Below are 22,377 nucleotides of genomic sequence, written 5' to 3'. Positions count from 1 at the left end.
ACCATGACTACCACCCGGCAAGCCACCGAAGCCCGCGCCTGGCTGGTGATCACCACCCTGGATGACCCGGCCGCGGCCGACACCCTGGCCGGCACCCTGGTGGAACAGGGCCTGGCGGCCTGCGTGCACATCCTGCCGCCCGGACGCTCGGTCTACCTGTGGAAAGGGAATATCGAGATCGACGCGGAAGTCACTCTACTGATCAAGACCTCGCCCGCACGTCTCGACGAACTCCAGACGCGCCTGGCGGACCAACACCCCTACGAGACACCCGAGATCATCGCCCTGCCGATCGAACACGGGCTGCCCGATTACCTGGACTGGATTACACAATGCACCTCCTGAACCCGCGCACCTGGCTGGCGAGCCTGCTCCTCGCCTTGACGCTGCTGCCCGCCCTGGCCCAGGCCGTCTTCGAGGACGACCTGCTGGACCCGGACGACGCCTTCGCCCTCAGTGCCGAAGCGATCGACGCCGACACTGTGCGCCTCACCTGGGACATCGCGGACGAGTACTACATGTACCGCGAGCAATTCGAGTTCATGCCGGAGAGCGACGGACTCGAACTGGGCGAAGCCCGGATCCCGGACGGCGAGGTCAAGGAAGACGAGTTCTTCGGCCGGGTCGAGACCTATCGTGGCCAGGTGCAGGTCGAGCTGCCGATCGTGGCGGCCGAGAGCACAACCATCGAACTGACCGCGCGCTCGCAGGGCTGCGCGGATCTCGGCGTGTGCTATCCGCCGCATTTCCAGACCGTCTCCATCGAGCTGCCCGGCCTGCCGGGCGGGAACGGCGAGGCCGACGCGGACGAAGAACCCCGCGACGAGCCCGCGGAGGAACGCAGCGCGCTGGGCGACCTTGGCGAACTGTCCGGTGATCTGGGCGCCGCCGATGACCTGCTGGAACCGGAAAAGGCCTTCGCCGCATCGCTGGAGGCCATCAGCCAGAACGCGGTGATCCTGCGCTTCGATATCGCCGAGGGCTACTACCTCTACCGCGAACAGCTGGATGTGCGCATCGCCGAGGGCGACGGCATCGAACTGGGCCCGGTCAACCCGCCGGACGGCGAGCTGCAGGAAGACGAATTCTTCGGCGAGAGCCAGGTGTTTCGCGACCAGGTCGAGATCCTCGTCCCGGTGCTGCGTGACGCGGACGACGTCGCCGACATCACCCTGGCGATCGATTACCAGGGCTGCGCCGACGCCGGCGTGTGCTACCCGCCGCTGACCCAGGAGGTGTCGGTCACCTTCGCCTCCGACCTGGCCGCCGAGGCCGACACCGATGCCCTGCCGGAGACCGGCGACGAGCCGCGCGAGGACGACGAGGCCGCCGCGCCCGTCACCCAGCAGGACCGCATCGCGGCCCAGCTGGCCGACGGCCAGATCTGGCTGGTGGCGCTGGCGTTCTTCGGCTTCGGGCTGCTGCTGACGTTCACGCCCTGCGTGTTCCCGATGATCCCTATCCTGTCGAACATCATCATCGGGCAGAAGAACCTGACCACGCGCAAGGCGTTCCTGATCTCGCTGGTGTTCGTGCTGGCGATGGCGGTGACCTACACCGTGGCCGGGGTGTTCGCGGGCCTGGCGGGTGCCAACCTGCAGGCCGCGTTCCAGAACCCCTGGATCATCGGCACCTTCGTCGCCATCTTCATCGCGCTGGCGATGTCGATGTTCGGCTTCTACGACCTGCAGATGCCGGCCGGGGTACAGAGCAAGCTGTCGCAGATCAGCAACAAGCAGGAAGGCGGCACCTACGTCGGCGCCGGGATCATGGGCTTTCTCTCCGCCCTGATCGTCGGCCCCTGCGTGACCGCGCCGCTGATCGGGGCCCTGCTCTATATCAGCCACACCGGTGACGCGGTGCTGGGCGGTATCGCCCTGTTCTCGCTGAGCATGGGCATGGGCGCCCCGCTGCTGGCCATCGGCACCTCCGCCGGACGCCTGCTGCCGAAGGCCGGCCCGTGGATGGACACCATCAAGGCGGCCTTCGGGGTCGGCCTGCTGGCCATCGGCATCTGGCTGCTCGAACGGGTCATCCCGGGCGAGATCGCGATGTTCCTGTGGGCCATCCTGCTGATCGTGACCGCGGTCTATATGGGTGCACTCAAGACCCTGCCGGAGGGCACCTCCGGCTGGCACACCCTGTGGAAAGGCCTGGGCGTGGTGCTCCTGATCTACGGCGTGCTGCTGATGCTGGGCGCGGCCACCGGCGGCAAGGACATCTTCCGCCCGCTGGCCACGCTCAATCAGCCCGCGGTGACCGCCAGCGGCGAACAGGCCGGGCCGACGGAGATGCAGTTCACCTACATCGACAGCCTCGAAGATCTCGAACGCGAGCTGGAGCAGGCACAGGGCAATAACCAGCCGGTGTTTCTGGACTTCTACGCCGACTGGTGCGTGGACTGCGTGCGCCTGGACCGCACCACCTTCCAGGACCAGCGCGTCATCAACGCGATGGCGGACGTGCACCTGCTCAAGGCCGATGTCACCGACAACACCTCGGAGCACCGCAACCTGATGCGCGAGTTCAACCTGTTCGGGCCCCCGGCCATGATCTTCTGGGACGCTGACGGCAATGAACTGCGCAACTACCGCAACGTCGGGTACCTGAATGCCGACCGTTTCCTGGCGCATGTGGAAAGCGCCATCGGGGTGACACCATGAGGCATCACACGCACGCGCTCCCCGGGCTGGCACTCGCCACGGCCGGCGCCTTCATGCTGGCCGCCTGCGGCGATCCGGAACCGGAGATGGATACCGCTGGCGCCACCACCGACGCGGCCCCCGAGGTCGCAGCCGAGGAGGCCTCGGGTAACCAGCGCATCGACTTCACCCTGCCCGATCTCGCGGGGGACGAACGCCAGCTCAGCGAATGGGACGGCGACCTGATCGTGCTGAACTTCTGGGCCACCTGGTGTCCGCCCTGCAAGAAGGAAATGCCGCTGTTCCAGGACACCTACGAGGCGCACCGGGACGACGGCTTCACCATCGTCGCGGTGGCGGTGGACGAACAGACAGCCACCCAGCACTTCGTGGACGACTTCGGGATCGAATTCCCGGTCCTGATCGGTCAGGACGAGGCGGTCGCCGTGGGCCGCGAATACGGCAACCGCATTGGCGCCCTGCCCTACACCGTGCTGATCGCCCGCGATGGCACCATCCTCGACACCCATCGCGGCGAGGTGGAACCGGAAGACCTGGACGGGTGGCTGGAGGCGCACCTGTAGCATCCCCAAGTGCCGGAGTGGCGCGCCCGGCGCCCTTGCGCCACAAGGCTGGTAAGTTAGGGAGACACTGATTGGATTGCACGCTCGCGTTGGTACCCCCTGTTTCTCGAGACAAGGCGCGGTGCGCAGCCGGTAGTGGTTCTACCGGCAAGGGCCGCAACGCAGGATCGGGGAACAGGGGGTGCCACCCCCACAATTTATTTCACGAAGGGGCTCGGCCGCTTTTGCGTGGGAACGGCGTTACGGTTCCCTTGTGCAGAATGACTGCACGGCAGTCACCGTGCCTTGTTCGCACGCAAAAGCGACTCGAGCGCGAGCGTGCAATCCAATCAGTGTCTCCCTAAGCCGCCATGACCGAGCGCGAACGCCTGTGGGAACTCGCCCGCCTGATCCGACTGGATCGCCCGGTGGGCATCTACCTGCTGCTATGGCCCACCTTCTGGGCCCTGTGGGTAGCGGCCGACGGCTGGCCGCCCGCCTATCTGATCTTCATCTTCACCGCCGGCGTGGTCCTGATGCGCTCGGCCGGCTGCGCGATCAACGACTACGCCGACCGTGACTTCGACGCCCACGTGGCCCGTACCCGCGACCGTCCGCTGGCGATCGGCACGATCACCCCGCGCGAGGCCCTGGGCACCTTCGTGGCGCTCAGCGTGGTCGCCTTCGTGCTGGTGCTGTTCACCAATGTGCTGACCATCCTGTATTCCCTGGTGGCCGTTGCGCTGGCCGGCACCTATCCGTTCTCCAAGCGCTTCCACCACTTCCCGCAGGTCCATCTGGGCGCGGCCTTTGCCTGGGCCGTGCCAATGGCTTTCACCGCGGTCACCGGCGAGCATCCACCGCCCGTCGCCTGGCTGCTGTTCGTGACGGTTCTGGCCTGGACCGTGGTGTACGACACCTTCTACGGCATGGTGGATCGCGAGGACGATCTGAAGATCGGCGTGAAGTCCACCGCGATCGCCTTCGGCGAGCTGGACCGCCTGATCACCGCCGGGCTGCAGGTCCTGGTCTGGTACGGGCTCTACCTGGTCGGCCAGCACGCCGGGTTCGGGGGCTACTACACGGCCGGGCTGGTGATCGTGGCGATGCTGATGTTCTACCAGCAGTTCCTGATCTTCGAGCGCGAGCCTGCCGACTGCCTGCGGGCCTTCAAGAACAACCACTACCTGGGCGCCGTGGTCCTGCTAGCGATGATCGCCGACCATCACCTCGGCGCCTGACGCGCCCCCTGGGCGGCTCAGGCACGCGCCAGTACCAGCCCCTCCACCCGCTCGGCACCCGCCCGCCGCAGCACGCCGGCCAGCGCCGACAGCGTCGCCCCGGTGGTGGCCACATCATCCACCAGCAGCACATGCCGCCCCGCGAGATCCTCGCCGCGCCAGGCAAAGGCCCCCTTCACATTGCTCCGGCGGGCCTTGCGGCCCAGCGCCTGTTGCGACGCGGTGGCCCGAATGCGCCGCAACGCCCGGGTCTCCAGCGCCGCCCCCAATTCCGCCGCCACGCGCCGGGCCAGGACATCCGACTGATTGAAACCGCGCTCGCGCAGCCGCCGCCCGTGCAGCGGCACCGGCAGCACCGTATCGGGCGAGGACCGACGTCCCTGGCCGCCACCGTCAAAGGCCACCCGGGCGACATGGCCCGCCAGCGCCGCCAGGGCCCGCTCGGCCCGAACATTGCCGCCATGCTTGTAGGCGAGGATCAACTGGTCCAGCGGCCAGGCATAGGCCCATCCGGCGTGCAGCGCGTCCAGCGCCGGGGGCTGGCGCACGCAGGCCGGGCACACCCCGGCCGTCGGCAAGGGGAGCGCACAGGTGGGACACGGGCGCTCCAGTGGTGGCAGATCGCCCCGGCAGCCCGTGCAGACCGCCGGTCCGGGCGCCAGGCACAGGCCGCAATGGGACGGGTACAGGGCCTCCGCCAGCCACTCGGCGCAGGCAGCGGACCAGGCCGTCCAGCGCGCGGCCACGGCATGCACAGGGCCCGGTTGCGATGAAGGGGTCAGGGGCATGATGGTATGCTCTGCGTTTTGCATGCAGGGTAGACCATGGCCACCAGGACCGTCTCCGGGCGCAGCTCTCGGCGCGCCGCGTCGATGTTCGACATCGGCAACCTGATCAGCGTGTCGATCGCCGGCATCCCGCTGTTCGTGGTCAGCAGCGAGGGCGTCGGGGTCGGTTTCATCATCGCCGCGATCATGGGGATCGTCCCGCTGGTCCTGTGGTTCGGCGGCTCCATGCTGGTCTACGCCCTGAACAAACACCACCCCGATCCGCGCGTCGGCCATCACACCCAGTGGGCCGCGTACCGCTACTACGCCCTGATGGGCGCGCTGATCGTGGTCGCCACCTTCTTCCCCCCGGATCTCGACTACTACCGCGCCTACTGGGCGATCGCCGCGGCCATCCTGCTGCCCTGGACGATCTACGCGCTGTTCACCATCTACCGCGAGCCCTGGGCGGATGTCGAGATCCCCGCCGAATCCGACGAGGACCACCACCTATGAGCACGCCCCGCCACGACTGGAATACCGACGAGGTCGAGGCCCTGCTCGACCTGCCGCTGAACGACCTGATCTTTCGCGCGCAGACGGTGCATCGGGAGCACTTCGACCCCAATGCGGTGCAGGTGAGCACGCTGCTGTCGATCAAGACCGGGGCCTGCCCGGAGGACTGCGCCTACTGCCCGCAGAGCGCGCACCACGACGTGGAGCTGGAGCGCGAGCGCCTGCTGCCGCTGGAGGAAGTGCTCGAGGCCGCGCGCAATGCCCGCGCCCAGGGCGCGACCCGCTTCTGCATGGGGGCCGCCTGGCGCAACCCCACCGACAAGAACCTGGAGCGCGTGATCGAGATGGTGCGCGCCGTCAAGGACGAGGGGCTGGAGACCTGCATGACCCTCGGCATGCTGAAGGCCGAGCAGGCGAAACGCCTGTCCGAGGCGGGGCTGGACTACTACAACCACAACCTCGACACCTCGCCGGAGTTCTACGGGCACATCATCTCCACGCGCACCTACGAGGACCGCCTGGAGACCCTGGAGCATGTGCGCGAGGCCGGCATGAACGTCTGTTGCGGCGGCATCCTCGGCATGGGCGAGTCGCGGCGCGACCGCGCGCGCCTGCTGCAGCAGATGGCCAACCTGCCGAAGCACCCGGAATCGGTCCCCATCAATCAGCTGATCCAGGTCGAGGGCACGCCGCTGCACGGGATCGAGGACCTCGACCCGCTGGAGTTCGTGCGCACCATCGCCGCGACCCGCATCCTGATGCCGGCCTCCTACGTGCGCCTGTCCGCCGGGCGCACCGAGATGTCCGACGAGATGCAGGCCCTGTGCTTCCTGGCCGGCGCCAACTCGCTGTTCTACGGCGACACCCTGCTGACCACACCAAACCCCGGCGAGAACCACGACCTCGCGCTGTTCGAACGCCTGGGCCTGCGCCCGGAGACCGGACCAGAGGCCCCTGCGGAATCGGATCGGCCCGCCTCCGCATCGGCCTGAGCCAGACGAGAGGAGGGCACAACAGTGGGCGGCGGATTCCCCGATCATTTTTCCGCCGTGGCGGGGGACTATGCCCGCCACCGTCCGGACTACCCCGCCGAGCTGTTTGACTGGCTGGCCGCGCACACCCCGCGCCACGAACGGGCCTGGGACTGCGCCAGCGGCAACGGCCAGGCCGCGCAGGGCCTGCAGCCGCACTTCCCGCAGGTCGTGGCGACGGATGCCGCCCCGGCCCTGCTGGCCGCCCTGCCGGCGACCACCGGCATCGACCGCATCGCCTGCGCCGCCGAGGCCTGCGCGCTGGCCGACGCCTCGATAGATCTCGCCTGTGTCGCCCAGGCCGCGCACTGGTTCCGCCATGCCGACTTCCATCACGAGGTTGCACGCGTCCTGCGCCCGGGCGGCCTGCTGGCGATCTGGGGCTACGGCATCCTGCGCGCCGAGGACCCGGCGCTGGACCGCCTGCTGACCGACTTCCACGACACCACCCTGGCGCCCTGGTGGCCGGAAGAGCGCAGCCACATCCGCAGCCACTACAGCGACCTGCCGTTCCCCTGGCCGGAGATCGAAACGCCCGAGTTTCGGATCGACCGCGACTGGGACCGCGACACCCTGCTCGGCTACCTCGGCACCTGGTCGGCCATCCGCCGCGCGCAGGCCGTCGGGCAGGATCCACTGGCCGTGCTGGAGCCGGCCCTGCGCGCGCTGTGGCCGAATACGGACATCACCGCCCGCGTGCACTGGCCGATCTTCCTGCGCGCCGGGCTGCGGCCGTGAGCGATTCACCATGAGCGAGTCGCTGCAGGCCTTTCTGCAGGCCCGCCTCGACCGCGTGCGCACGGACGGTCGCTGGCGCCGTCTGCGCACGCTGGACGGGCCGCAGCAGCCGGAGCAGGTCATCGACGGTAAATCTATCGTCGCCTTTTGCTCCAACGACTACCTGGGTCTGGCGGCCGATCCGGCCGTCGCCGCCGCCGCCCGCGAGGCCCTCGACCGCTACGGGGTCGGGGCCGGGGCCGCCCATCTGATCAACGGCCACACCCGCGCCCATGTGGAACTGGAGCAGGCGCTGGCGCGCTTCACCGGGCGCGAGCGCGCGCTGCTGTTCTCGACCGGCTACATGGCCAACCTGGCGCTGGTACAGACGCTGGCCGGCCGCCACGACACGGTATTCGAGGACCGCTGGAACCATGCCTCGCTGATCGACGCCGTGCGCCTGGCCGGCGCGCGCAGCCAGCGCTATCACCATGCCGATCCCGGGCACCTGCGCGAACGTCTGGAGCAGGCTCCCGATCGCGGTCACCGTCTGATCGTGACCGACGGGGTGTTCTCCATGGACGGCGACATCGCCCCGCTGCCGGAACTGGCCGCGCTGGCGCGCGAGTTCGACGCCTGGCTGATGGTGGACGACGCCCACGGCCTGTCGGTGCTGGGCGCGACCGGCGGCGGCAGCTGCCAGCACCACGGCCTCGGCGCGGACGACGTCCCGATCCTGATGGGCACGCTGGGCAAGGGCTTCGGCACCGCCGGGGCCTTCGTCGCCGGCTCCGAGGCCCTGATCGAGACCCTGATCCAGACCGCGCGCCCCTACATCTACACCACCGCGATGCCGGCCGCCCTGGCCGCCGCCACGCTCGCCTCCGTGCGCATTGCCGAGGCCGCCGAGGATCGCCGTGCGCACCTGCAGGGCCTGCTGCAACGCCTGGGGGCAGGCCTGGACCGGCTCGGCCTGCAGCACCCGCCGCCCCTGACCCCGATCCAGCCGGTCCACATCGGTGACGCCCGCCGCGCCAGTGCCGTAGCCGAGAGACTGCTGGCCGCCGGCTTCCTGGTCCCGGCCATCCGCCCGCCGACGGTCCCCGAGGGCCAGGCGCGGCTGCGCATCACGCTGTCCGCCAGCCACACCGAGTCTCAAGTGGATACGCTGCTACGGGCGCTGGAGCACGCGCTCGCCACCACCACGTGAAACCGCGCACAGTCCCGACACGCAGCCGTTCACGCTTCCGCAAAACACCCCGCCACGTTAAACAACCGTTCAGCGAAACAACGCCAAGCTGGGCCCGTATCCGATCAAAAGGAGACGGACCATGGCACGGAAACGCACCCAATCCCGTCGCGGCCTGCCCGCGCACCTGAAGGTACTGGCCGCCGCACTGCTGTTCGGATTTGCCGCCGATACCCTGGCCTCGCCACCGCCCTGGGCACCGGCCCACGGCTGGCGCGCGCAGAACGACCCGGGCTATCACGGCTACCACGGTCACAGTTATGACCGCTGGGAGCGGGATTACGGCGTGATGGACGGGCGCTGCAACCGCGACGCGATCGGGGCCGCGATCGGTGGCGGCGCGGGGGCTGTGATCGGCCATCGGGTTGGCGATGGCGACCCGGTCGCGATCCTGATTGGCGCGGCCGGCGGCGCGGTGCTGGGCGGCATGATCGGCCGCCAGATGGATCGCAACGACCAGGCCTGCATGGGACACGCCCTGGAACTGGCCGAGACCGGCCAGACCGTGCACTGGCGCAATGCCCATGACCAGCCGGTACAGCTGACCCCGCGCCGCAACCGCGACAGTGGCTGCCGCGACTTCGAGATGACCATCGACGGCCAGCGTCACACCGGCACCGCCTGTCCGTCGGAGCCCGGGCACTGGGAGATCCGCGGCTGACCGGCGGGGCCAGCCAGGGACAAGGCGCTACAACTCGCCGCGCTCGGCCAGGGACACGCTCTCGTCGGCGACGATCACATGATCGAGGACCCGGACGTCCACGAGCCCAAGGGCATCGGCCAGGCGGCGGGTGATGGCGACATCCGAGCGCGACGGCTCGGCCACGCCCGAGGGGTGGTTGTGCGCCAGGATCACCGCCGCCGCGTTGTGCCGCAGGGCACGCCGCACCACCTCGCGCGGGTGTACGGAGGCACCGTCGATGGTGCCGCGAAAGAGCTCCTCGAAGGCGATCACCCGGTGGCGGTTGTCCAGGAACAGGACCGCAAAGACCTCGAAGGGATAGTCGCGCAGGCGCGCCGCGAGGAACTGGCGGGTCGCGGTCGGCGAGGTCAGCGCATCGCCACGCTCCAGATCGGCGGCCAGGTGCCGCCGCCCCATCTCGAGCACCGCCTGGAGCTGGGCGTACTTGGCATCGCCCAGCCCCGGCGCCGCGCAGAACCCCGCCTGATCGGCCTGTAAAAGCGGCCGCAGCCCGCCGAAGCGGCCGAGCAGGTCGCGCGCGACATCGACCGCGCTCTTGCCGGCCACGCCGGTGCGCAGAAAGATCGCCAGCAGCTCCGCATCGGAAAGCGCGGCCGCGCCGCGCTCGATCAGCTTCTCCCGCGGACGCTCGGCCGCGGGCCAGTCGGTAATCGCCATAGCCACCTCCCTGTGGCCGAGATTGGGGCACGCAGCGCGAGCGCTCTTGTGCCTTCTGCTTCGTTCATCGTAACGGCGGGCACCGTATCGGAAGAAGCTGTCCTGGGTGCCTCCGCCCACACGGGCGTCATTCACAAACAGTCCCGGGGCCGGAGCTGTTCAAGCCTCGCATCTTGCCACAAATGCCGCGAGGCGGCGGGCACAGCCGTTCCCGGGCCCAGGCCGGGCCTCCCTCGCCGCGCCGGAAAATACGCAGCGGCGCCCCCTCCTGCCCCCCGCCAGGCCTGACACAGGCCTAAAGAACCGCTGTTTGCGACCGTTAAGGCTGGGGCAGGGACGGGGCTCGCGCTCCAGACTCCCAAGGGCTGGACGTGCACCACTAAGGAGAATTCCATGGACGCCATCTTCCACCCAGCCACCTGGCTGATGAATCGCTTCCGGTATCCGATCAAGTTCGGGCTGATCTTCGTCGTCGTCTTGTTGCCATTGCTGATGCTCAGCGGCATCACGCTGGTCAACCTGAACGACAACATCCGGTTCGTAAGCAATGAACGCCAGGGGTTGGCTTATATTGAGGCCGCGCGCGAACCAGTGGAATATATTCAGCAGCACCGCGGCATGATGGCCGCCCTGCTGGGCGGCGATGACGGCGCGCGTGCCCGGCTACGCGAGATCGGTCGCCAGGTCGACCGGGCGCTGGAGGATCTTGCAGCGGTCGACCGGGGCCTTGGCGCTACCCTGGGAACTCGGAGCCAGTTCGATCGCATTCGTCAGACCTGGGGAGGGATCCAGGCGGACGGAGATTCGATGACACCGTCGGAGAGCCTGCAACGCCATACCGATCTGGTCGCCGACCTGCTCGACCTGATCGGCAATGTCGCCGATGCCTCCGAGATCACCCTGGACCCATACCTCGACAGCTATTACCTCGGCGATGCCCTTGTGAACCGCCTGCCGAACCTGACCGAGACCATGGGACAGGCCCGGGCGGTGGGCTCCGGCGCCGCAGCGGCAGGCGAACTGGATGGGGACACCCGCGTCCGGCTTGCCGTGCTGTCCGCCAACATGGAATCCATCACTGGAGACCTCGAGTCGGGCCTGGAGGCCGCGTTCTCGGCCAACCCGGAACTTGCAGACCGGCTCCGCGAACATGTCGAACGTAACGAAGCTGCGGTTGAAGAATTCTCCCTCATCGTGCAGTCGCAACTACTGAACACCGACACCATCGACATCGCCGCCCGCGAGGTGTTCGACGCCGCCACGCGCTCCATTGACACCACCTTTGCGCTGTACGACGCAACCGTCCCTGAACTGGACGCCATTTTCGCCGACCGGATTCGCAGCGACACGCTTGTGCGCAACCTGGCGATCACCGTTGTTGTGGGCGTACTCCTGCTGCTCGCGTATCTCTTCGTCGGGCTGTATCGCTCGATCAAGGCCAGCGTTGAACAGTTCAATGACGCCACCCAGCGCATGGCGGGCGGCGATCTCACGACCCGGGTCGCCATCCAGACCCAGGACGAGATGCACGATGTCGGGGAACGCTTTAACAGTATGGCCACCCAGTTCGAAGGGCTGATCCAGCAGATCATCGGGGCCACCGCCCAACTCGCCTCGGCCTCCGAGGAACTGGCCACCGTCTCCCGCGAGAGCGCCGCCAATGTGGAACGCCAGCGCCAGGAGACCGATCAGGTCGCCACCGCCATGAACGAGATGACGGCCACCGTGCAGGATGTCGCCGGCAATGCCGCAAGCGCGGCCGACACCACCCGCAATACCGACCGCGAGGCAAACAACGGCCTGGAGGTGGTCGCCTCCAACTCGAAATCCATCGCACAACTGGCCCGCGAACTCGAAAGCGCCGCCGAGGTGATCCAGCGCGTGTCAGCCGACAGCGAAACGATCGGCAGCGTGCTTGACGTCATCAAGGGCATCGCGGAACAGACCAACCTGCTCGCCCTGAACGCCGCAATCGAGGCCGCGCGAGCCGGCGAGACCGGCCGCGGTTTCGCGGTGGTCGCCGACGAGGTCCGCACCCTGGCCTCGCGCACGCAGGACTCGACCCAGGAGATCGAGGAGATGATCGAACGCCTGCAAGGCGGCGCCCGCGAGGCGGTCAAGGTGATGAACCAAAGCCGCGAGCAGGCCCAGACGGGTGTCGAACAGGCCGACCAGGCCGCGCAGGCCCTGCAGGCCATTACGCAAGCGGTGGGCAACATCAGCGAGATGAACACCCAGATTGCCTCGGCGGCCGAACAGCAGAGCGCCACCACCGAGGAGATGAACCGCAGCATCGTCAGCATCCGCGAGATAGCGGAGCAGACGGCCAGCGGCTCCGAGCAGACCACCTCGGCCAGCGACGAGCTGGCACGCCTGGCGGCCGAGCTTCAGGACCAGACCAGCTCGTTCACCATCTCGCAGCGCGGGTGACACCCACAACAGGGGACGCCCACCCCGGTGCCAGTGATGGCTGCCCCCGGGGCCGGCCCTGGTGTGCACGATGGCCCCGGCCCGCCTGCCTGGTAGCGGGCCCAGCCGCAGGCTAGTCCTCGAAGCGGGAGATGTCGCGCACCGCGCCGAAGGCGGCGGAGGTCGTCATCAGGGCGTAGGCGCGCAGGGCCTGGGTGACCGGACGGGTCCGCGACTCGGGCTTCCAGGCCTTCGCGCCGCGGGCCTCCATCGCCTCGCGCCGGGCCGCCAGGGTGGCGTCGTCGACGTCGATGCGGATCTCGCGCCCGGGGATGTCGATCACGATGGTGTCGCCCTCCTCGATCAGGCCGATCGCGCCGCCCTGCGCGGCCTCCGGCGAGACGTGCCCGATGGACAGCCCGGAGGTGCCGCCGGAGAAGCGCCCGTCGGTGATCAGCGCGCATTCCTTGCCCAGCCCCTTGGACTTCAGATACGAGGTCGGGTAGAGCATCTCCTGCATGCCGGGGCCGCCCTTCGGGCCCTCGTAGCGGATGATCACGACGTCACCCGCCTGGATGCGGTCGCCGAGGATTGCCTCGACGGCCGCGTCCTGGCTCTCGAACACCCGCGCGGGGCCGGAGAACTTCAGGATGCTCTCGTCGACCCCCGCGGTCTTCACGATGCAGCCGTCCGGGGCCATGTTGCCGTAGAGCACGGCCAGGCCGCCGTCGGTCGAGTAGGCATGTTCGATATCGCGGATACAGCCGTTCTCGCGGTCGATATCCAGGCTGTCCCAGGTCTTGTCCTGGCTGAACGCGACTTGGGTGGGCACGCCGCCCGGCGCGGCCTTGTACAGAGTCTCGGATTCGGCGGCGTGGCGCATCACGTCCCACTGTTCCAGGGCCTGGCCCATGGTGTCGGCGTGGACCGTCGGGATGTCGCGGTGGATCAGCCCGCCACGATCCAGCTCGGCGAGGATGCCGACCACGCCACCGGCGCGATGCACGTCCTCCATGTGGTAGAGCTGGGTGGCCGGGGCCACCTTGCACAGGTTCGGGACCTTGCGCGACAGGCGGTCGATGTCCGCCATGGTGAAGTCGACCTCGCCCTCGCGCGCGGCCGCCAGCAGATGGAGCACGGTGTTGGTGGAGCCGCCCATGGCGATGTCCAGGCTCATCGCATTCTCGAAGGCCTCGAAGGTAGCGATCGAACGCGGCAGCACGGATGCGTCGTCCTGCTCGTAATAGCGCTTCGCAAGCTCGACCACGCGCCGGCCGGCCTGTTCGAACAGCGACTTGCGGCCGGCATGGGTGGCCAGCAGCGAGCCGTTGCCCGGCAGCGACAGGCCCAGGGCCTCGGTCAGGCAGTTCATCGAGTTGGCGGTGAACATGCCGGAGCAGGAGCCGCAGGTCGGGCAGGCGGAGCGCTCGATGGACTCCACCTCCTCGTCGCTGGCGCTGGAGTCGGCGGCCTTGACCATCGCGTCCACCAAGTCCAGATGGATGACCTTGTCGCTACCCGGGGCCTGCACCTTGCCGGCCTCCATCGGGCCGCCGGAGACGAACACCACCGGGATGTTCAGGCGCATCGCGGCCATCAGCATCCCGGGGGTGATCTTGTCGCAGTTGGAGATGCACACCAGCGCGTCGGCGCAGTGGGCATTGACCATGTACTCGACCGAGTCGGCGATGATCTCGCGCGAGGGCAGCGAATAGAGCATCCCGCCGTGACCCATCGCGATGCCGTCATCCACCGCAATGGTGTTGAACTCCTTGGCCACACCACCGGCCTTCTCCACCTCGCCGGCGACCAGCTGGCCCAGATCCTTCAGGTGCACGTGCCCGGGCACGAACTGGGTGAAGGAGTTGGCAATGGCGATGATCGGCTTGCCGAAGTCGCCATCCTTCATGCCGGTGGCGCGCCACAGGGCGCGGGCACCGGCCATGTTGCGGCCGTGGGTGGTGGTGCGGGAGCGATAGGCGGGCATGGTCGGGTCTCGTGAACGTTTACGCAGAAGCGGAATCGTACATAATGAGTCGTACAAACCCCAGTATCCCGAGGTCCCGGCAATGAAAATCGAGGTCGAGAACATCAAGTGCGGCGGCTGCGCCAGCTCCATCCGCAAGGGCCTGCTGCAGGTCGAAGGCGTCACTGAGGCCGAGGTCGACGTGGAAGGCGGCGCCGTCGAGGTCCAGGCCCCGGACAGCGCCCGCGAAGCGGTCGCCGCCAAGCTCGCCAGCATGGGCTACCCCGAGGTGGGATCGGTCTCCGGCTGGCGTTCCACCAGTGCCAAGGCCAAGTCCTTCGCCAGCTGCGCTGTGGGGCGCATGAGCGGCGATTAGGCCGTGCCACTCCGATCGCCGGGCCGGGCCTGGGCCGGGCTGGCCTGGCTGATCCTGTTCGTCGGCTTTGGCGCGGGGTGCGCGCAGGCCGAAAACGGGCTCCCGACGGCCGACCTGGACATCGGTGAACAGACCCTTACCGTCGAGATCGCCGCGACGGACCGCGCCCGCCGGATCGGCCTGATGCACCGCGACCACCTGCCGGACGACCACGGCATGCTGTTCATATGGCCGCGTCCGGCGCAGTACGGCATGTGGATGCATAACACCCGCATCCCGCTGGATGTGGCCTTTATCGATGCCGATTTCACCATCACCAACATCGCATCCATGACACCCCACTCCACCCGCATCCATGAGGCGAAACGCCCCGTGCGCTACGCGCTGGAGGTCAATGCCGGCTGGTTCGAGCGGCACGGCGTCGCGGCCGGCGATCGCGTACCCGACCTGGAGCGAATCGTCGGCGGGAACGACTGACACCTTTCCAGCACAACGCGGCCCGGGCTGCCGACGCGCAAATTGATCCGTGTTTCCCTAGACTGTCGGCTCAGGACATCCGAAGGAAACGGAACGCGCCGTGGCTACCGCCCCCCCAACACCCGCAGGCCAGCACACACCGTCGCGGCGAGCCCCGCAGCCCGGGGAACTCGCGTGGTTCCGCGATGCCGTGCCCTATATCGCGGCCCACCGCGGACGCACCATGGTGATCGCGCTGGCGGGCGAGGCGGCCCTGGCGCCGGAGTTTCCGGCGCTGATGCGCGACATCGCCAAGCTCAATGCCCTCGGCATCCGGGTGGTGCTGGTCTATGGCGCGCGCCCGCAGATCGAGGCCCGCATGACCGAGCGCGGGCTGACGCCGGCGTACGCCAACGGGCTGCGCGTAACCGATGCCCCGGCGCTGGAGGCCGTGCTGGACGCGGTCGGCCGGCTGCGCCTGCAGATCGAGGGGCTGTTGTCCCGCAGCCTGGGCCAACCCGGCACCGGGAACGCGCGGCTGCGCGTGGCCAGCGGCAATTTCGTGACCGCCCGACCGCTGGGTGTGCGCGACGGGGTGGACTTCCATTACACCGGCGAGGTCCGCGGGGTGGATACCAACGGGCTCGCGGCCTTGCTGGAGCGCGAGCAGGTCGCCCTGGTGTCACCGCTGGGCTACTCCCCCACCGGCGAGGTCTTCAATCTCTCCGGGGAAGACGTCGCCACCCAGGTGGCGATCGCACTGAATGCCGACAAGCTGATCTTCCTGACCGAGGCCGGCGTGCTGCGTGACCCGGAACACGGCGTGCTCGACCAGCTCACCGTGCCGGCCGCGCAGGAGTTGCTGGAGACCAGCCCCGACCTGCCGGAGGAACTGGCGAACCATTTGAGGAGCGCGATCGATGCCTGCCACCAGCGCGCGATGCGGGTGCACCTGGTGGATCGGCACGACGACGGCGGGCTGCTGACCGAACTCTTCACCCGTCAGGGGATCGGGACCCTGGTCTCGCGCGAGCCGCTGGAACGCCTGCGCCCGGCCACGCTCGACGACGTGGGCGGCATCCACGCGCTGCTGGAACCGCTGGAGGCCGAAGGCATCCTGGTGCACCGCGCGCGTGAACACCTGGAGCTGGAGATCGACCGCTTTCAGGTGCTGGAGGCGGACGGCCTGATCATTGGCACGGCCGCGCTGTATCCGTTCGAGGCGGATGCGGCGGAGATCGCCTGCCTGGCCCTGCATGGCGACTACCGCGGCAGCGGGCGCGGCGACCGACTACTGCAGGCGATGGAACAGCTGGCGCGGGAGCAGGGGATCCGGCGGGTGTTCGTGCTGACCACGCGCACCGCGCAGTGGTTCCAGGAGCGTGGCTACACCCCGGGCCAGGTGGATGACCTCCCCGCGAGCCGCCAGACCCGGTACAACCAGGCGCGCAACTCGCGGGTCTTCACCCGCAACCTGACCGAAGCATAGCCAGGGACTACTGCGCGTAGCGGGCCTCGTCGCGCTCGTGGGCCTCCTGGGCGGCAACGCTCAGGGTGGCGATGGGCCGCGCCTCCAGTCGGGCAATCCCGATCGGCTCGCCGGTCTCCTCGCAGTAGCCGTATTCGCCGCGGTCGATGCGCGCCAGCGCCGCGTCGATCTTGTTCAGCAGCTTGCGGTAGCGATCCCGCGTGCGCAGCTCCAAGCCGGCATCCGTTTCGTGACTCGCCCGGTCGTTGGGGTCAGGCTCCTGCCAGCTCTCGCTGCGCAGGTGCTCCAGGGTCTGTTCCGATTCCTCGATCAGCTCGGCACGCCAGGCCTCGAGCTTGGCGCGAAAGTAGTCCAGCTGACGCGGATTCATGTAGGGTTCGTCCTCGGACGGGCGGTACCCGGAATCCGGGCGGGTCTTGGCATCTTGGCTCATCTCGGGCCCCTCGCCAGGCCCCTTTCCGCCCCATGCGGAAAGGCCCCGGCGCGATACGCGGTACACCCGATCGAGTATAGGGCAATCCCCCCGTCGGGCGGCAAACAGAAAAACCCGCCCCGATGCACATCCCTGGAACCACGGACACCGACACAGCCCGCATGCAGCGCATCCTCCAGATCAGCGACACCCACCTGGGACGGGAGCCAGGCCCGATCCGGGCCGGCTACCCCGACAGCGACCGCCAGCTCGCACGGGTCCTCGAGGCACTGGCCCGGAACGAGGATCGCCCGGGCCTGCTCTGGCTGACCGGCGACCTGGCCGAGGATCCGGCGCCGGCCGCCTATGCGCGTCTGCTGCACCTGCTCGACCAGCACGTAAAGGGCTGGCCCGTCGCCGGGCTGGCCGGCAATCACGACGACTGGCACACCCTGCACCGCGCGTTCGACGCGGCCGGGTACCCCCTGGACGGCCATCGCATACTGGGCGGCTGGCTCCTGATCGGCGTCAATTCGGCGGTCGCGGGCCAGGCGGCCGGCCGTATCGAACCCGCCGAGCTGGATCGACTGGATCAGGTGCTGACCACCCATCCGGACCACTGGGGCCTGATCGCGATTCATCACCCGGTCGTCCCGATTGGCAGCGCATGGATGGACCGGATCGGCCTGTCGAATCCGGACGACCTGTTCGCGGTGCTGGATCGCCACCCGCGTGTGCGCGCCTGCCTGTTCGGCCACATCCACCAGGACTTCCGCGGCAAACGCCAGGGCATCGAGCTGCTCGGCTGCCCCTCCACCTGTATCCAGTTCGCCCCCGAATCCGAACGCTTCGCGCTGGATACCGAGGCCGCCGGCTATCGGGTGCTGGACCTGCACCCGGACGGGCGGATCGACACCCGCATCCAGCGCGTGAGCGAGGAGGCTCGCACATGATCCCGGATGACGCCCGCAGCCATCAGCTCCAGGCCTGGCTCGCGCGCCAACCAGGCGATTTCACGGACCTTGCCCTGTTGCGTGCGGATGCCAGTTTCCGCCGTTATTTCCGCCTGCACCGCGATGGCGAGCCGGTGGTGCTGATGGACGCCCCGCCGGAGCGCGAGGCCACCGAACCGTTCGTGCAGATCGCGGGGCTGCTGGAGTCGCTGGGTCTGCGCCCGCCGCGCGTGCTGGCGCACGACCCGGCAGCCGGATTCGTCCTGCTCGAGGATCTGGGTGACCGGACCTTTACCCGGGCACTGGCCGAGGGGTCCACAGAAGGCCCGCTGTACGACCGCGCCATCGACACCCTGCTCCAGCTCCACAGCGCCTGGCCGGCCAGGGCCGCGACGGCCCCGGCCCTGCCCGCCTACGACATGCCGCGTCTGCTCGACGAGGTCGCCCTGTTTGTCGACTGGTACTGGCCGGAACAGCGGGGAGCGCCGCTGGCGACGGCCCGGCGCGACGCCTTCCTGCAGGCCTGGCGATCGGCGCTGGACGGGCGCCCGAGCCTGGACGGGACCCTGGTCCTGCGCGATTTCCACGTTGACAACCTGATGCTGCCCCCCGGCGAGGACCGGGCCTGCGCCGTGCTGGATTTTCAGGACGCAGTCATCGGCAGCCCGGCCTACGATGTCGTCTCGCTGCTGGAGGATGCCCGCCGCGAGGTGTCCCCGGACACCGTGGCGCAGGGCCTGGAGCGCTACCTCGCGGCTGCATCCTGGGACCGCGCGGCATTCATGCACCACTACCGGGTCCTCGGCGTCCAGCGCACCACCAAGATCCTCGGGATCTTCGTGCGCCTCGCGCGGCGCGATGCCAAGCCCCGCTACCTGGAGCACCTGCCCCGCCTGCACCGCTTGCTGGCGCAGGGGCTGATGCATCCGGAGCTGGGGCCGGTCGCTGCCTGGTTCCGTACCGACATGCCCGAACGCTTGCAGGACAACTAGACCATGGGGACACACGGATCCATGCGCGCGATGATCCTGGCCGCCGGCCGCGGCGAACGCATGCGCCCGCTGACCGACCACTGCCCGAAACCCCTGCTGCCAGTCGGCGGGCGCCCACTGATCACCTACACCCTGGACCGCCTGGCGGCCGCGGGCTACCGCGAGGTGGTGATCAACCTGGCGCACCTGGGCGAGCAGATCCGCACGACGCTGGGCGCGCAGCACGCCGGTCTGGCGATCCACTACTCACCAGAGCCCGAGGGGGCCCTGGAGACCGCGGGCGGCATCCGCAAGGCGCTGCCGCTGCTGGGCGACGCGCCGTTCCTGGTCGTCAACGGCGATGTCTGGTGCGACCATCCGCTGACCCCGCCGGAGACCCTGCGCCGGTCCACCAACCGGCCCCTCGCGCACCTTGTGCTGGTGGACAACCCGGAGCATCACCCGCAGGGCGACTTCACCCTGAAGGACGCACAGATCGGACTCGACGACGGCGAGGCCCTGACCTTCAGCGGCATCGGCTGGTACGACCCGACCCTGTTCCGCGATCTGCCGCCCGGCCGCCATGCGCTCGCCCCCCTGCTGCGCCCGGCCATCGCCGCCGGCCGTGTCACCGGGGAGTACCACACCGGAGACTGGCGCGACATCGGTACCCCGGAGCGCCTGGCGGCTCTGGACGCCGAGCTGGGGAAACGCTGAGCGCCCGCCGTCACGAAGTGAACGGCACCCGCGCCATCGCCCCGATCAGGGCTTGATGTAGGTATACCCGGCGCGCTGCAACCGGGTCAGTTCCACGATGCCGCTGGGCACCACATCCTGCTCCGCCACCTCGTGCAGATCCTCGCGCTCCAGCCCGCGCGAGGCCATCGTGTTGCCGCACACCAGAAAACGGACATCCTGCAGTTTCAGGGTATTCACCGTACTGCGCAGATCCGGATCGCTGCGCGCGTGCTGCAGCAGGGTGATGCCACTGCCATGCATCAGCACCTTGATCTCCAGCGGTGAGCCATCAGGGCTGCCATCGATGTGATTCTGCAGATTACGCAGGGCATTCAGGTGGAGCTCCGGGTCATCGGAATTGATGTGATAAACCACCCGGAGCGGCTCGTCGGCGGCCGGGGCGTCGGCGACCGTGCCAAACAACAATGCCGTCGCGCCGCCCGCGATCAGCATCAACAGAAACGCCCCGGCCAGAAACCAGCCGGGGCGTCTTGTGCGGTTCGCGGGCGACATGCGGGGTGCCGGCAAGGCCGGATCAGACCTTGATGTAGATCCAGCCCTCGGCCTGACGGCGGGCCGCCTCGGCGACGCCAGAATCGATCAGCTCGGCCTGCGGCAGGATGTCGACCGTCTTGCCCTCCTCGCGCGCCAGGCGGTTCAGGGTCTGGGCACAGGCGGTGAAGCGCAGCGTGGGGTAATCCTGCGCCATGCTGGCAACCCGCTCCGGATACGGGGCGCTGTCGGTACGCAGCAGGTCCATCGCATTGTTGTGCACCACGACCTGCACGTTCAGATCGCGCCCGACGGTGGCCGCCTCGCGGTACATGCTCTCGATGTCATCCAGGAGCTCCGCCATCGCGCGGCGATCGGCTTCATTGATATGCAGCAGGATCTGGTCGGTCTCGGTGGCGGAAAACACCTGCTGTGGCGCCGCCGCGCCGCCCGCGACGTCATCGCTGGCGGCCATCTGCGCCATGGCCCCGGCGTCCTGATCGATCGCGGCCGACGGCTCGCCGCCGAAGAAACCAGCATCCCGGGTGATCTCGTAGCCGCCCAGCGAACCCACGACCAGCGCGAGCACTCCGGCGGCGACCGAAGGGAACCAGGCCGAACGACCGCCGCGCGACAACCGGCAGCGCCCGCCGGGGGCCCCGGTGCGACCAGCCGGCACATCCTCGTACGCCATGTTCACCAGCTCCTTGAGCTGGTGCATGTCGCAGACTTCGCGGCTCAGGTGCTCGCTGGAGGCAATCGTCTTCAGGGTGTGGAGACGATCCTCGGGAGAAAACTCGCCATCCACGAAGGCGTTGAGGATCTCCTCGCTGGGGCGGTTCCTTGCACTCAGTCGTTCATTCGACATGCCGATTCCTCACTACCTTGAGATAGGGTGTATCGGCCGCTTTCCCCGTGTCGGCCTGCTGCTCCAGCAGCACCTTCTTCAACTGTGCCCGAGCCCGGCTCAGGCGACTCATCACGGTGCCGATGGGTACATCCAGCACCTCCGAGACCTCGGAGTAGGCAAAGCCTTCGAGGTCCACCAGCGCGACCACCTGCCGGTGATCGGTGCTCAGTTCGGCCATCGCCCGGTGAACGTCCGCCACCATGCGGTTGCGTTCGGTCTGCTGCTCCGGGCAGTCCTCGCAGGGCAGCTCCATGCTGTCCACGTCCACCGTGTCCTTCTGCCGCCGTCCCCAGTCGCGGTAGCAGTTGGTCATGATCCGGAACACCCACGCCTTCAGGGCGCTCTCGTCCTGCAGCGACTTCAGCCGGGTCAGGGCCTTCATCATCGCCTCCTGCACCAGATCATCCGCCAGCGCGGCATCGTGACACCACGCAAAGGCCATGCGGTACATCTGGGGCCGCAGGTCGCATACCTTCTGGCGCAGCCTGCGCTGCGCGAACCAGGTTGCCATGTTGTGTTTCCTCCATCCGCAGGCCGTACATGCGGCCTTGCTTGTTCTTGTACCCTGTAGGACGCTACCGGGCGCGGGGCTATTCCGATACTCCGGCCTTGCGACCGCACAAATCGCGCATCCCCGATTCCGTCGATCAGGATACCCAATGCCATTCGATCCGCAACAACTGGAGCGCGCGTTCGCGTTCGACCCCGACACCGTGCAGGACCTGCGCGAGCGCTGGTCACGGCTGATCACCGACGCGGTCTGGGGCGAACTCAAGACCGGCACCATCGGGGCCGTCCCGCGCCTGCGCAAGCGCCTGCTGGAGCTGGGCGAGAACCTGCGCTCCATGCTGTCGGACCGCGCCTGGATCCCGCACGAACGCGAACGCGTGAAGGGCGCGATGGCCGCCAGCCTCAACCTGCGCGACAGCCTGCAGCAGACCGACCGCGCCGCCAAGCTGCTGAACGGTGGTGCCGATTTCGAGACCTTCGAGGCCGACTACCTCGCCTTCCGCAAGCACCTGCTGGCCTTCATCGAGCACCACGAACAGATCTGGGGCGACCTCCTGGAGAGCCTCTACGACGAGGCCCCGGACACCGACGACCGGGACGAGGACTAGA

General features: G+C 68.4%; 24 protein-coding genes. 17 read left to right on the top strand and 7 right to left on the bottom strand.

What is annotated here, in order from left to right:
- Nucleotides 1–3 precede the first annotated feature (3 nt).
- From cutA to ubiA, 4 genes are all read left to right on the top strand, one after another.
- On the top strand, nucleotides 4–345 hold the full coding sequence (gene cutA / locus D103_RS0105005; protein ID WP_018876006.1) for a divalent-cation tolerance protein CutA: 342 nt from the start codon (nucleotides 4–6) through the stop codon (nucleotides 343–345).
- Entirely contained in the window at nucleotides 333–2,663 is a 2,331-nt protein-coding gene (gene dsbD, locus D103_RS0105000; protein WP_018876005.1) for a protein-disulfide reductase DsbD, read from the top strand. Before cutA ends, dsbD begins: the two co-directional genes overlap by 13 nt.
- Nucleotides 2,660–3,226, top strand: a complete 567-nt coding sequence (locus tag D103_RS0104995) for a peroxiredoxin (protein WP_018865893.1) — start codon at nucleotides 2,660–2,662, stop codon at nucleotides 3,224–3,226. Before dsbD ends, D103_RS0104995 begins: the two co-directional genes overlap by 4 nt.
- A 350-nt stretch (nucleotides 3,227–3,576) precedes the next feature.
- Nucleotides 3,577–4,446 carry a 4-hydroxybenzoate octaprenyltransferase gene (gene ubiA, locus D103_RS0104990; RefSeq protein WP_018865894.1) on the top strand — a complete coding sequence of 290 codons (870 nt, stop codon included), beginning with the start codon at nucleotides 3,577–3,579 and terminating at the stop codon, nucleotides 4,444–4,446.
- 17 nt (nucleotides 4,447–4,463) lie between these two features.
- On the opposite strand, the gene D103_RS0104985 is transcribed toward ubiA, so the two are convergent.
- On the bottom strand, nucleotides 4,464–5,024 hold the full coding sequence (locus D103_RS0104985; protein ID WP_018876003.1) for a ComF family protein: 561 nt from the start codon (nucleotides 5,022–5,024) through the stop codon (nucleotides 4,464–4,466).
- 246 nt (nucleotides 5,025–5,270) lie between these two features.
- On the opposite strand from D103_RS0104985, the gene D103_RS0104980 reads away from it, so the two are divergent.
- From D103_RS0104980 to D103_RS0104960, 5 genes are all read left to right on the top strand, one after another.
- Complete coding sequence (locus D103_RS0104980; protein ID WP_026279170.1) at nucleotides 5,271–5,729, top strand: hypothetical protein; 459 nt, start codon at nucleotides 5,271–5,273, stop codon at nucleotides 5,727–5,729.
- Nucleotides 5,726–6,721: a biotin synthase BioB gene (gene bioB, locus D103_RS0104975; RefSeq protein WP_018865897.1), complete on the top strand. Its 996-nt coding sequence runs from the start codon at nucleotides 5,726–5,728 to the stop codon at nucleotides 6,719–6,721. The genes D103_RS0104980 and bioB overlap by 4 nt, the downstream gene beginning before the upstream one ends.
- Nucleotides 6,722–6,745: 24 nt before the next feature.
- Entirely contained in the window at nucleotides 6,746–7,498 is a 753-nt protein-coding gene (locus D103_RS0104970) for a methyltransferase domain-containing protein (protein WP_018876002.1), read from the top strand.
- 10 nt (nucleotides 7,499–7,508) lie between these two features.
- Nucleotides 7,509–8,687, top strand: a complete 1,179-nt coding sequence (bioF, locus tag D103_RS0104965) for an 8-amino-7-oxononanoate synthase (protein ID WP_018876001.1) — start codon at nucleotides 7,509–7,511, stop codon at nucleotides 8,685–8,687.
- A 121-nt stretch (nucleotides 8,688–8,808) separates the two neighbouring features.
- On the top strand, nucleotides 8,809–9,387 hold the full coding sequence (locus tag D103_RS0104960; RefSeq protein WP_018865900.1) for a glycine zipper domain-containing protein: 579 nt from the start codon (nucleotides 8,809–8,811) through the stop codon (nucleotides 9,385–9,387).
- 27 nt (nucleotides 9,388–9,414) lie between these two features.
- Here the strand turns inward: D103_RS0104960 and radC are convergent, their stop codons facing one another.
- Nucleotides 9,415–10,086 carry a DNA repair protein RadC gene (radC, locus tag D103_RS0104955; protein ID WP_018876000.1) on the bottom strand — a complete coding sequence of 224 codons (672 nt, stop codon included), beginning with the start codon at nucleotides 10,084–10,086 and terminating at the stop codon, nucleotides 9,415–9,417.
- A gap of 393 nt (nucleotides 10,087–10,479) precedes the next feature.
- On the opposite strand from radC, the gene D103_RS0104950 reads away from it, so the two are divergent.
- A complete protein-coding gene (locus tag D103_RS0104950; protein WP_018875999.1) occupies nucleotides 10,480–12,516 on the top strand; it encodes a methyl-accepting chemotaxis protein in 2,037 nt (678 codons plus the stop codon).
- Nucleotides 12,517–12,628: 112 nt separating this feature from the next.
- On the opposite strand, the gene ilvD is transcribed toward D103_RS0104950, so the two are convergent.
- Nucleotides 12,629–14,482: a dihydroxy-acid dehydratase gene (gene ilvD, locus D103_RS0104945; protein WP_018875998.1), complete on the bottom strand. Its 1,854-nt coding sequence runs from the start codon at nucleotides 14,480–14,482 to the stop codon at nucleotides 12,629–12,631.
- An 82-nt stretch (nucleotides 14,483–14,564) separates the two neighbouring features.
- Between ilvD and D103_RS0104940 the strand changes: the two genes are divergently transcribed.
- The 3 genes from D103_RS0104940 to argA all read left to right on the top strand — a co-directional run bounded on the left by D103_RS0104940 (nucleotide 14,565) and on the right by argA (nucleotide 16,782).
- Nucleotides 14,565–14,837 (top strand): heavy-metal-associated domain-containing protein, encoded by a 273-nt coding sequence (locus tag D103_RS0104940; RefSeq protein ID WP_018865903.1) that lies wholly within the window; start codon nucleotides 14,565–14,567, stop codon nucleotides 14,835–14,837.
- Nucleotides 14,838–14,840: 3 nt separating this feature from the next.
- On the top strand, nucleotides 14,841–15,314 hold the full coding sequence (locus D103_RS0104935) for a DUF192 domain-containing protein (RefSeq protein ID WP_018865904.1): 474 nt from the start codon (nucleotides 14,841–14,843) through the stop codon (nucleotides 15,312–15,314).
- A gap of 100 nt (nucleotides 15,315–15,414) precedes the next feature.
- On the top strand, nucleotides 15,415–16,782 hold the full coding sequence (argA, locus tag D103_RS0104930; protein ID WP_081618367.1) for an amino-acid N-acetyltransferase: 1,368 nt from the start codon (nucleotides 15,415–15,417) through the stop codon (nucleotides 16,780–16,782).
- Nucleotides 16,783–16,789: 7 nt separating this feature from the next.
- Here argA and dksA read toward each other — a convergent pair whose 3' ends face one another.
- Nucleotides 16,790–17,215 carry an RNA polymerase-binding protein DksA gene (gene dksA, locus D103_RS0104925; RefSeq protein ID WP_018865906.1) on the bottom strand — a complete coding sequence of 142 codons (426 nt, stop codon included), beginning with the start codon at nucleotides 17,213–17,215 and terminating at the stop codon, nucleotides 16,790–16,792.
- Between the two features lie 161 nt (nucleotides 17,216–17,376).
- Between dksA and D103_RS0104920 the strand changes: the two genes are divergently transcribed.
- Genes D103_RS0104920 through murU form a run of 3 tightly spaced genes read left to right on the top strand, consistent with a single transcriptional unit; the run spans nucleotide 17,377 to nucleotide 19,835 of the window.
- Complete coding sequence (locus D103_RS0104920) at nucleotides 17,377–18,147, top strand: phosphodiesterase (protein WP_018875996.1); 771 nt, start codon at nucleotides 17,377–17,379, stop codon at nucleotides 18,145–18,147.
- Nucleotides 18,144–19,139, top strand: coding sequence for an aminoglycoside phosphotransferase family protein (locus D103_RS0104915; RefSeq protein ID WP_018875995.1), 996 nt, complete (start codon nucleotides 18,144–18,146; stop codon nucleotides 19,137–19,139). The genes D103_RS0104920 and D103_RS0104915 overlap by 4 nt, the downstream gene beginning before the upstream one ends.
- A gap of 21 nt (nucleotides 19,140–19,160) precedes the next feature.
- Complete coding sequence (gene murU / locus D103_RS0104910; protein ID WP_018875994.1) at nucleotides 19,161–19,835, top strand: N-acetylmuramate alpha-1-phosphate uridylyltransferase MurU; 675 nt, start codon at nucleotides 19,161–19,163, stop codon at nucleotides 19,833–19,835.
- A gap of 45 nt (nucleotides 19,836–19,880) precedes the next feature.
- Here murU and D103_RS0104905 read toward each other — a convergent pair whose 3' ends face one another.
- Genes D103_RS0104905 through D103_RS0104895 form a run of 3 tightly spaced genes read right to left on the bottom strand, consistent with a single transcriptional unit; the run spans nucleotide 19,881 to nucleotide 21,769 of the window.
- The gene (locus D103_RS0104905; RefSeq protein ID WP_018865910.1) at nucleotides 19,881–20,369 is read right to left on the bottom strand and encodes a DsrE family protein; all 489 of its coding nucleotides are present in this window, start codon (nucleotides 20,367–20,369) and stop codon (nucleotides 19,881–19,883) included.
- Between the two features lie 22 nt (nucleotides 20,370–20,391).
- Nucleotides 20,392–21,216 (bottom strand): hypothetical protein, encoded by an 825-nt coding sequence (locus D103_RS0104900; RefSeq protein ID WP_018875993.1) that lies wholly within the window; start codon nucleotides 21,214–21,216, stop codon nucleotides 20,392–20,394.
- A complete protein-coding gene (locus D103_RS0104895; protein WP_017942834.1) occupies nucleotides 21,206–21,769 on the bottom strand; it encodes an RNA polymerase sigma factor in 564 nt (187 codons plus the stop codon). Before D103_RS0104895 ends, D103_RS0104900 begins: the two co-directional genes overlap by 11 nt.
- A gap of 148 nt (nucleotides 21,770–21,917) precedes the next feature.
- Here D103_RS0104895 and D103_RS0104890 point away from each other — a divergent pair, with 148 nt between their 5' ends.
- Entirely contained in the window at nucleotides 21,918–22,376 is a 459-nt protein-coding gene (locus D103_RS0104890; protein WP_018875992.1) for a hypothetical protein, read from the top strand.
- The last annotated feature ends 1 nt before the right edge of the window (nucleotide 22,377 follow it).

This window comes from Thioalkalivibrio sp. ALE31 (assembly GCF_000377405.1).
In the GTDB taxonomy this organism is placed as follows: Bacteria; Pseudomonadota; Gammaproteobacteria; order Ectothiorhodospirales; family Ectothiorhodospiraceae; genus Thioalkalivibrio.
Note: the sequence above shows the minus strand (reverse complement) of the source record. Positions and strands in the feature narration are given on the sequence as shown.

Bases quoted from the DNA above. Each gene is read 5' to 3' on its own strand.
- cutA (WP_018876006.1), top strand. From the start codon at position 4: ATGACTACCACCCGGCAAGCCACCGAAGCCCGCGCCTGGCTGGTGATC.
- dsbD (WP_018876005.1), top strand. From the start codon at position 333: ATGCACCTCCTGAACCCGCGCACCTGGCTGGCGAGCCTGCTCCTCGCC.
- D103_RS0104995 (WP_018865893.1), top strand. From the start codon at position 2,660: ATGAGGCATCACACGCACGCGCTCCCCGGGCTGGCACTCGCCACGGCC.
- ubiA (WP_018865894.1), top strand. From the start codon at position 3,577: ATGACCGAGCGCGAACGCCTGTGGGAACTCGCCCGCCTGATCCGACTG.
- D103_RS0104980 (WP_026279170.1), top strand. From the start codon at position 5,271: ATGGCCACCAGGACCGTCTCCGGGCGCAGCTCTCGGCGCGCCGCGTCG.
- bioB (WP_018865897.1), top strand. From the start codon at position 5,726: ATGAGCACGCCCCGCCACGACTGGAATACCGACGAGGTCGAGGCCCTG.
- bioF (WP_018876001.1), top strand. From the start codon at position 7,509: ATGAGCGAGTCGCTGCAGGCCTTTCTGCAGGCCCGCCTCGACCGCGTG.
- D103_RS0104960 (WP_018865900.1), top strand. From the start codon at position 8,809: ATGGCACGGAAACGCACCCAATCCCGTCGCGGCCTGCCCGCGCACCTG.
- radC (WP_018876000.1), bottom strand. From the start codon at position 10,086: ATGGCGATTACCGACTGGCCCGCGGCCGAGCGTCCGCGGGAGAAGCTG.
- D103_RS0104950 (WP_018875999.1), top strand. From the start codon at position 10,480: ATGGACGCCATCTTCCACCCAGCCACCTGGCTGATGAATCGCTTCCGG.
- ilvD (WP_018875998.1), bottom strand. From the start codon at position 14,482: ATGCCCGCCTATCGCTCCCGCACCACCACCCACGGCCGCAACATGGCC.
- D103_RS0104940 (WP_018865903.1), top strand. From the start codon at position 14,565: ATGAAAATCGAGGTCGAGAACATCAAGTGCGGCGGCTGCGCCAGCTCC.
- dksA (WP_018865906.1), bottom strand. From the start codon at position 17,215: ATGAGCCAAGATGCCAAGACCCGCCCGGATTCCGGGTACCGCCCGTCC.
- D103_RS0104920 (WP_018875996.1), top strand. From the start codon at position 17,377: ATGCAGCGCATCCTCCAGATCAGCGACACCCACCTGGGACGGGAGCCA.
- D103_RS0104915 (WP_018875995.1), top strand. From the start codon at position 18,144: ATGATCCCGGATGACGCCCGCAGCCATCAGCTCCAGGCCTGGCTCGCG.
- murU (WP_018875994.1), top strand. From the start codon at position 19,161: ATGCGCGCGATGATCCTGGCCGCCGGCCGCGGCGAACGCATGCGCCCG.
- D103_RS0104905 (WP_018865910.1), bottom strand. From the start codon at position 20,369: ATGTCGCCCGCGAACCGCACAAGACGCCCCGGCTGGTTTCTGGCCGGG.
- D103_RS0104900 (WP_018875993.1), bottom strand. From the start codon at position 21,216: ATGTCGAATGAACGACTGAGTGCAAGGAACCGCCCCAGCGAGGAGATC.
- D103_RS0104895 (WP_017942834.1), bottom strand. From the start codon at position 21,769: ATGGCAACCTGGTTCGCGCAGCGCAGGCTGCGCCAGAAGGTATGCGAC.
- D103_RS0104890 (WP_018875992.1), top strand. From the start codon at position 21,918: ATGCCATTCGATCCGCAACAACTGGAGCGCGCGTTCGCGTTCGACCCC.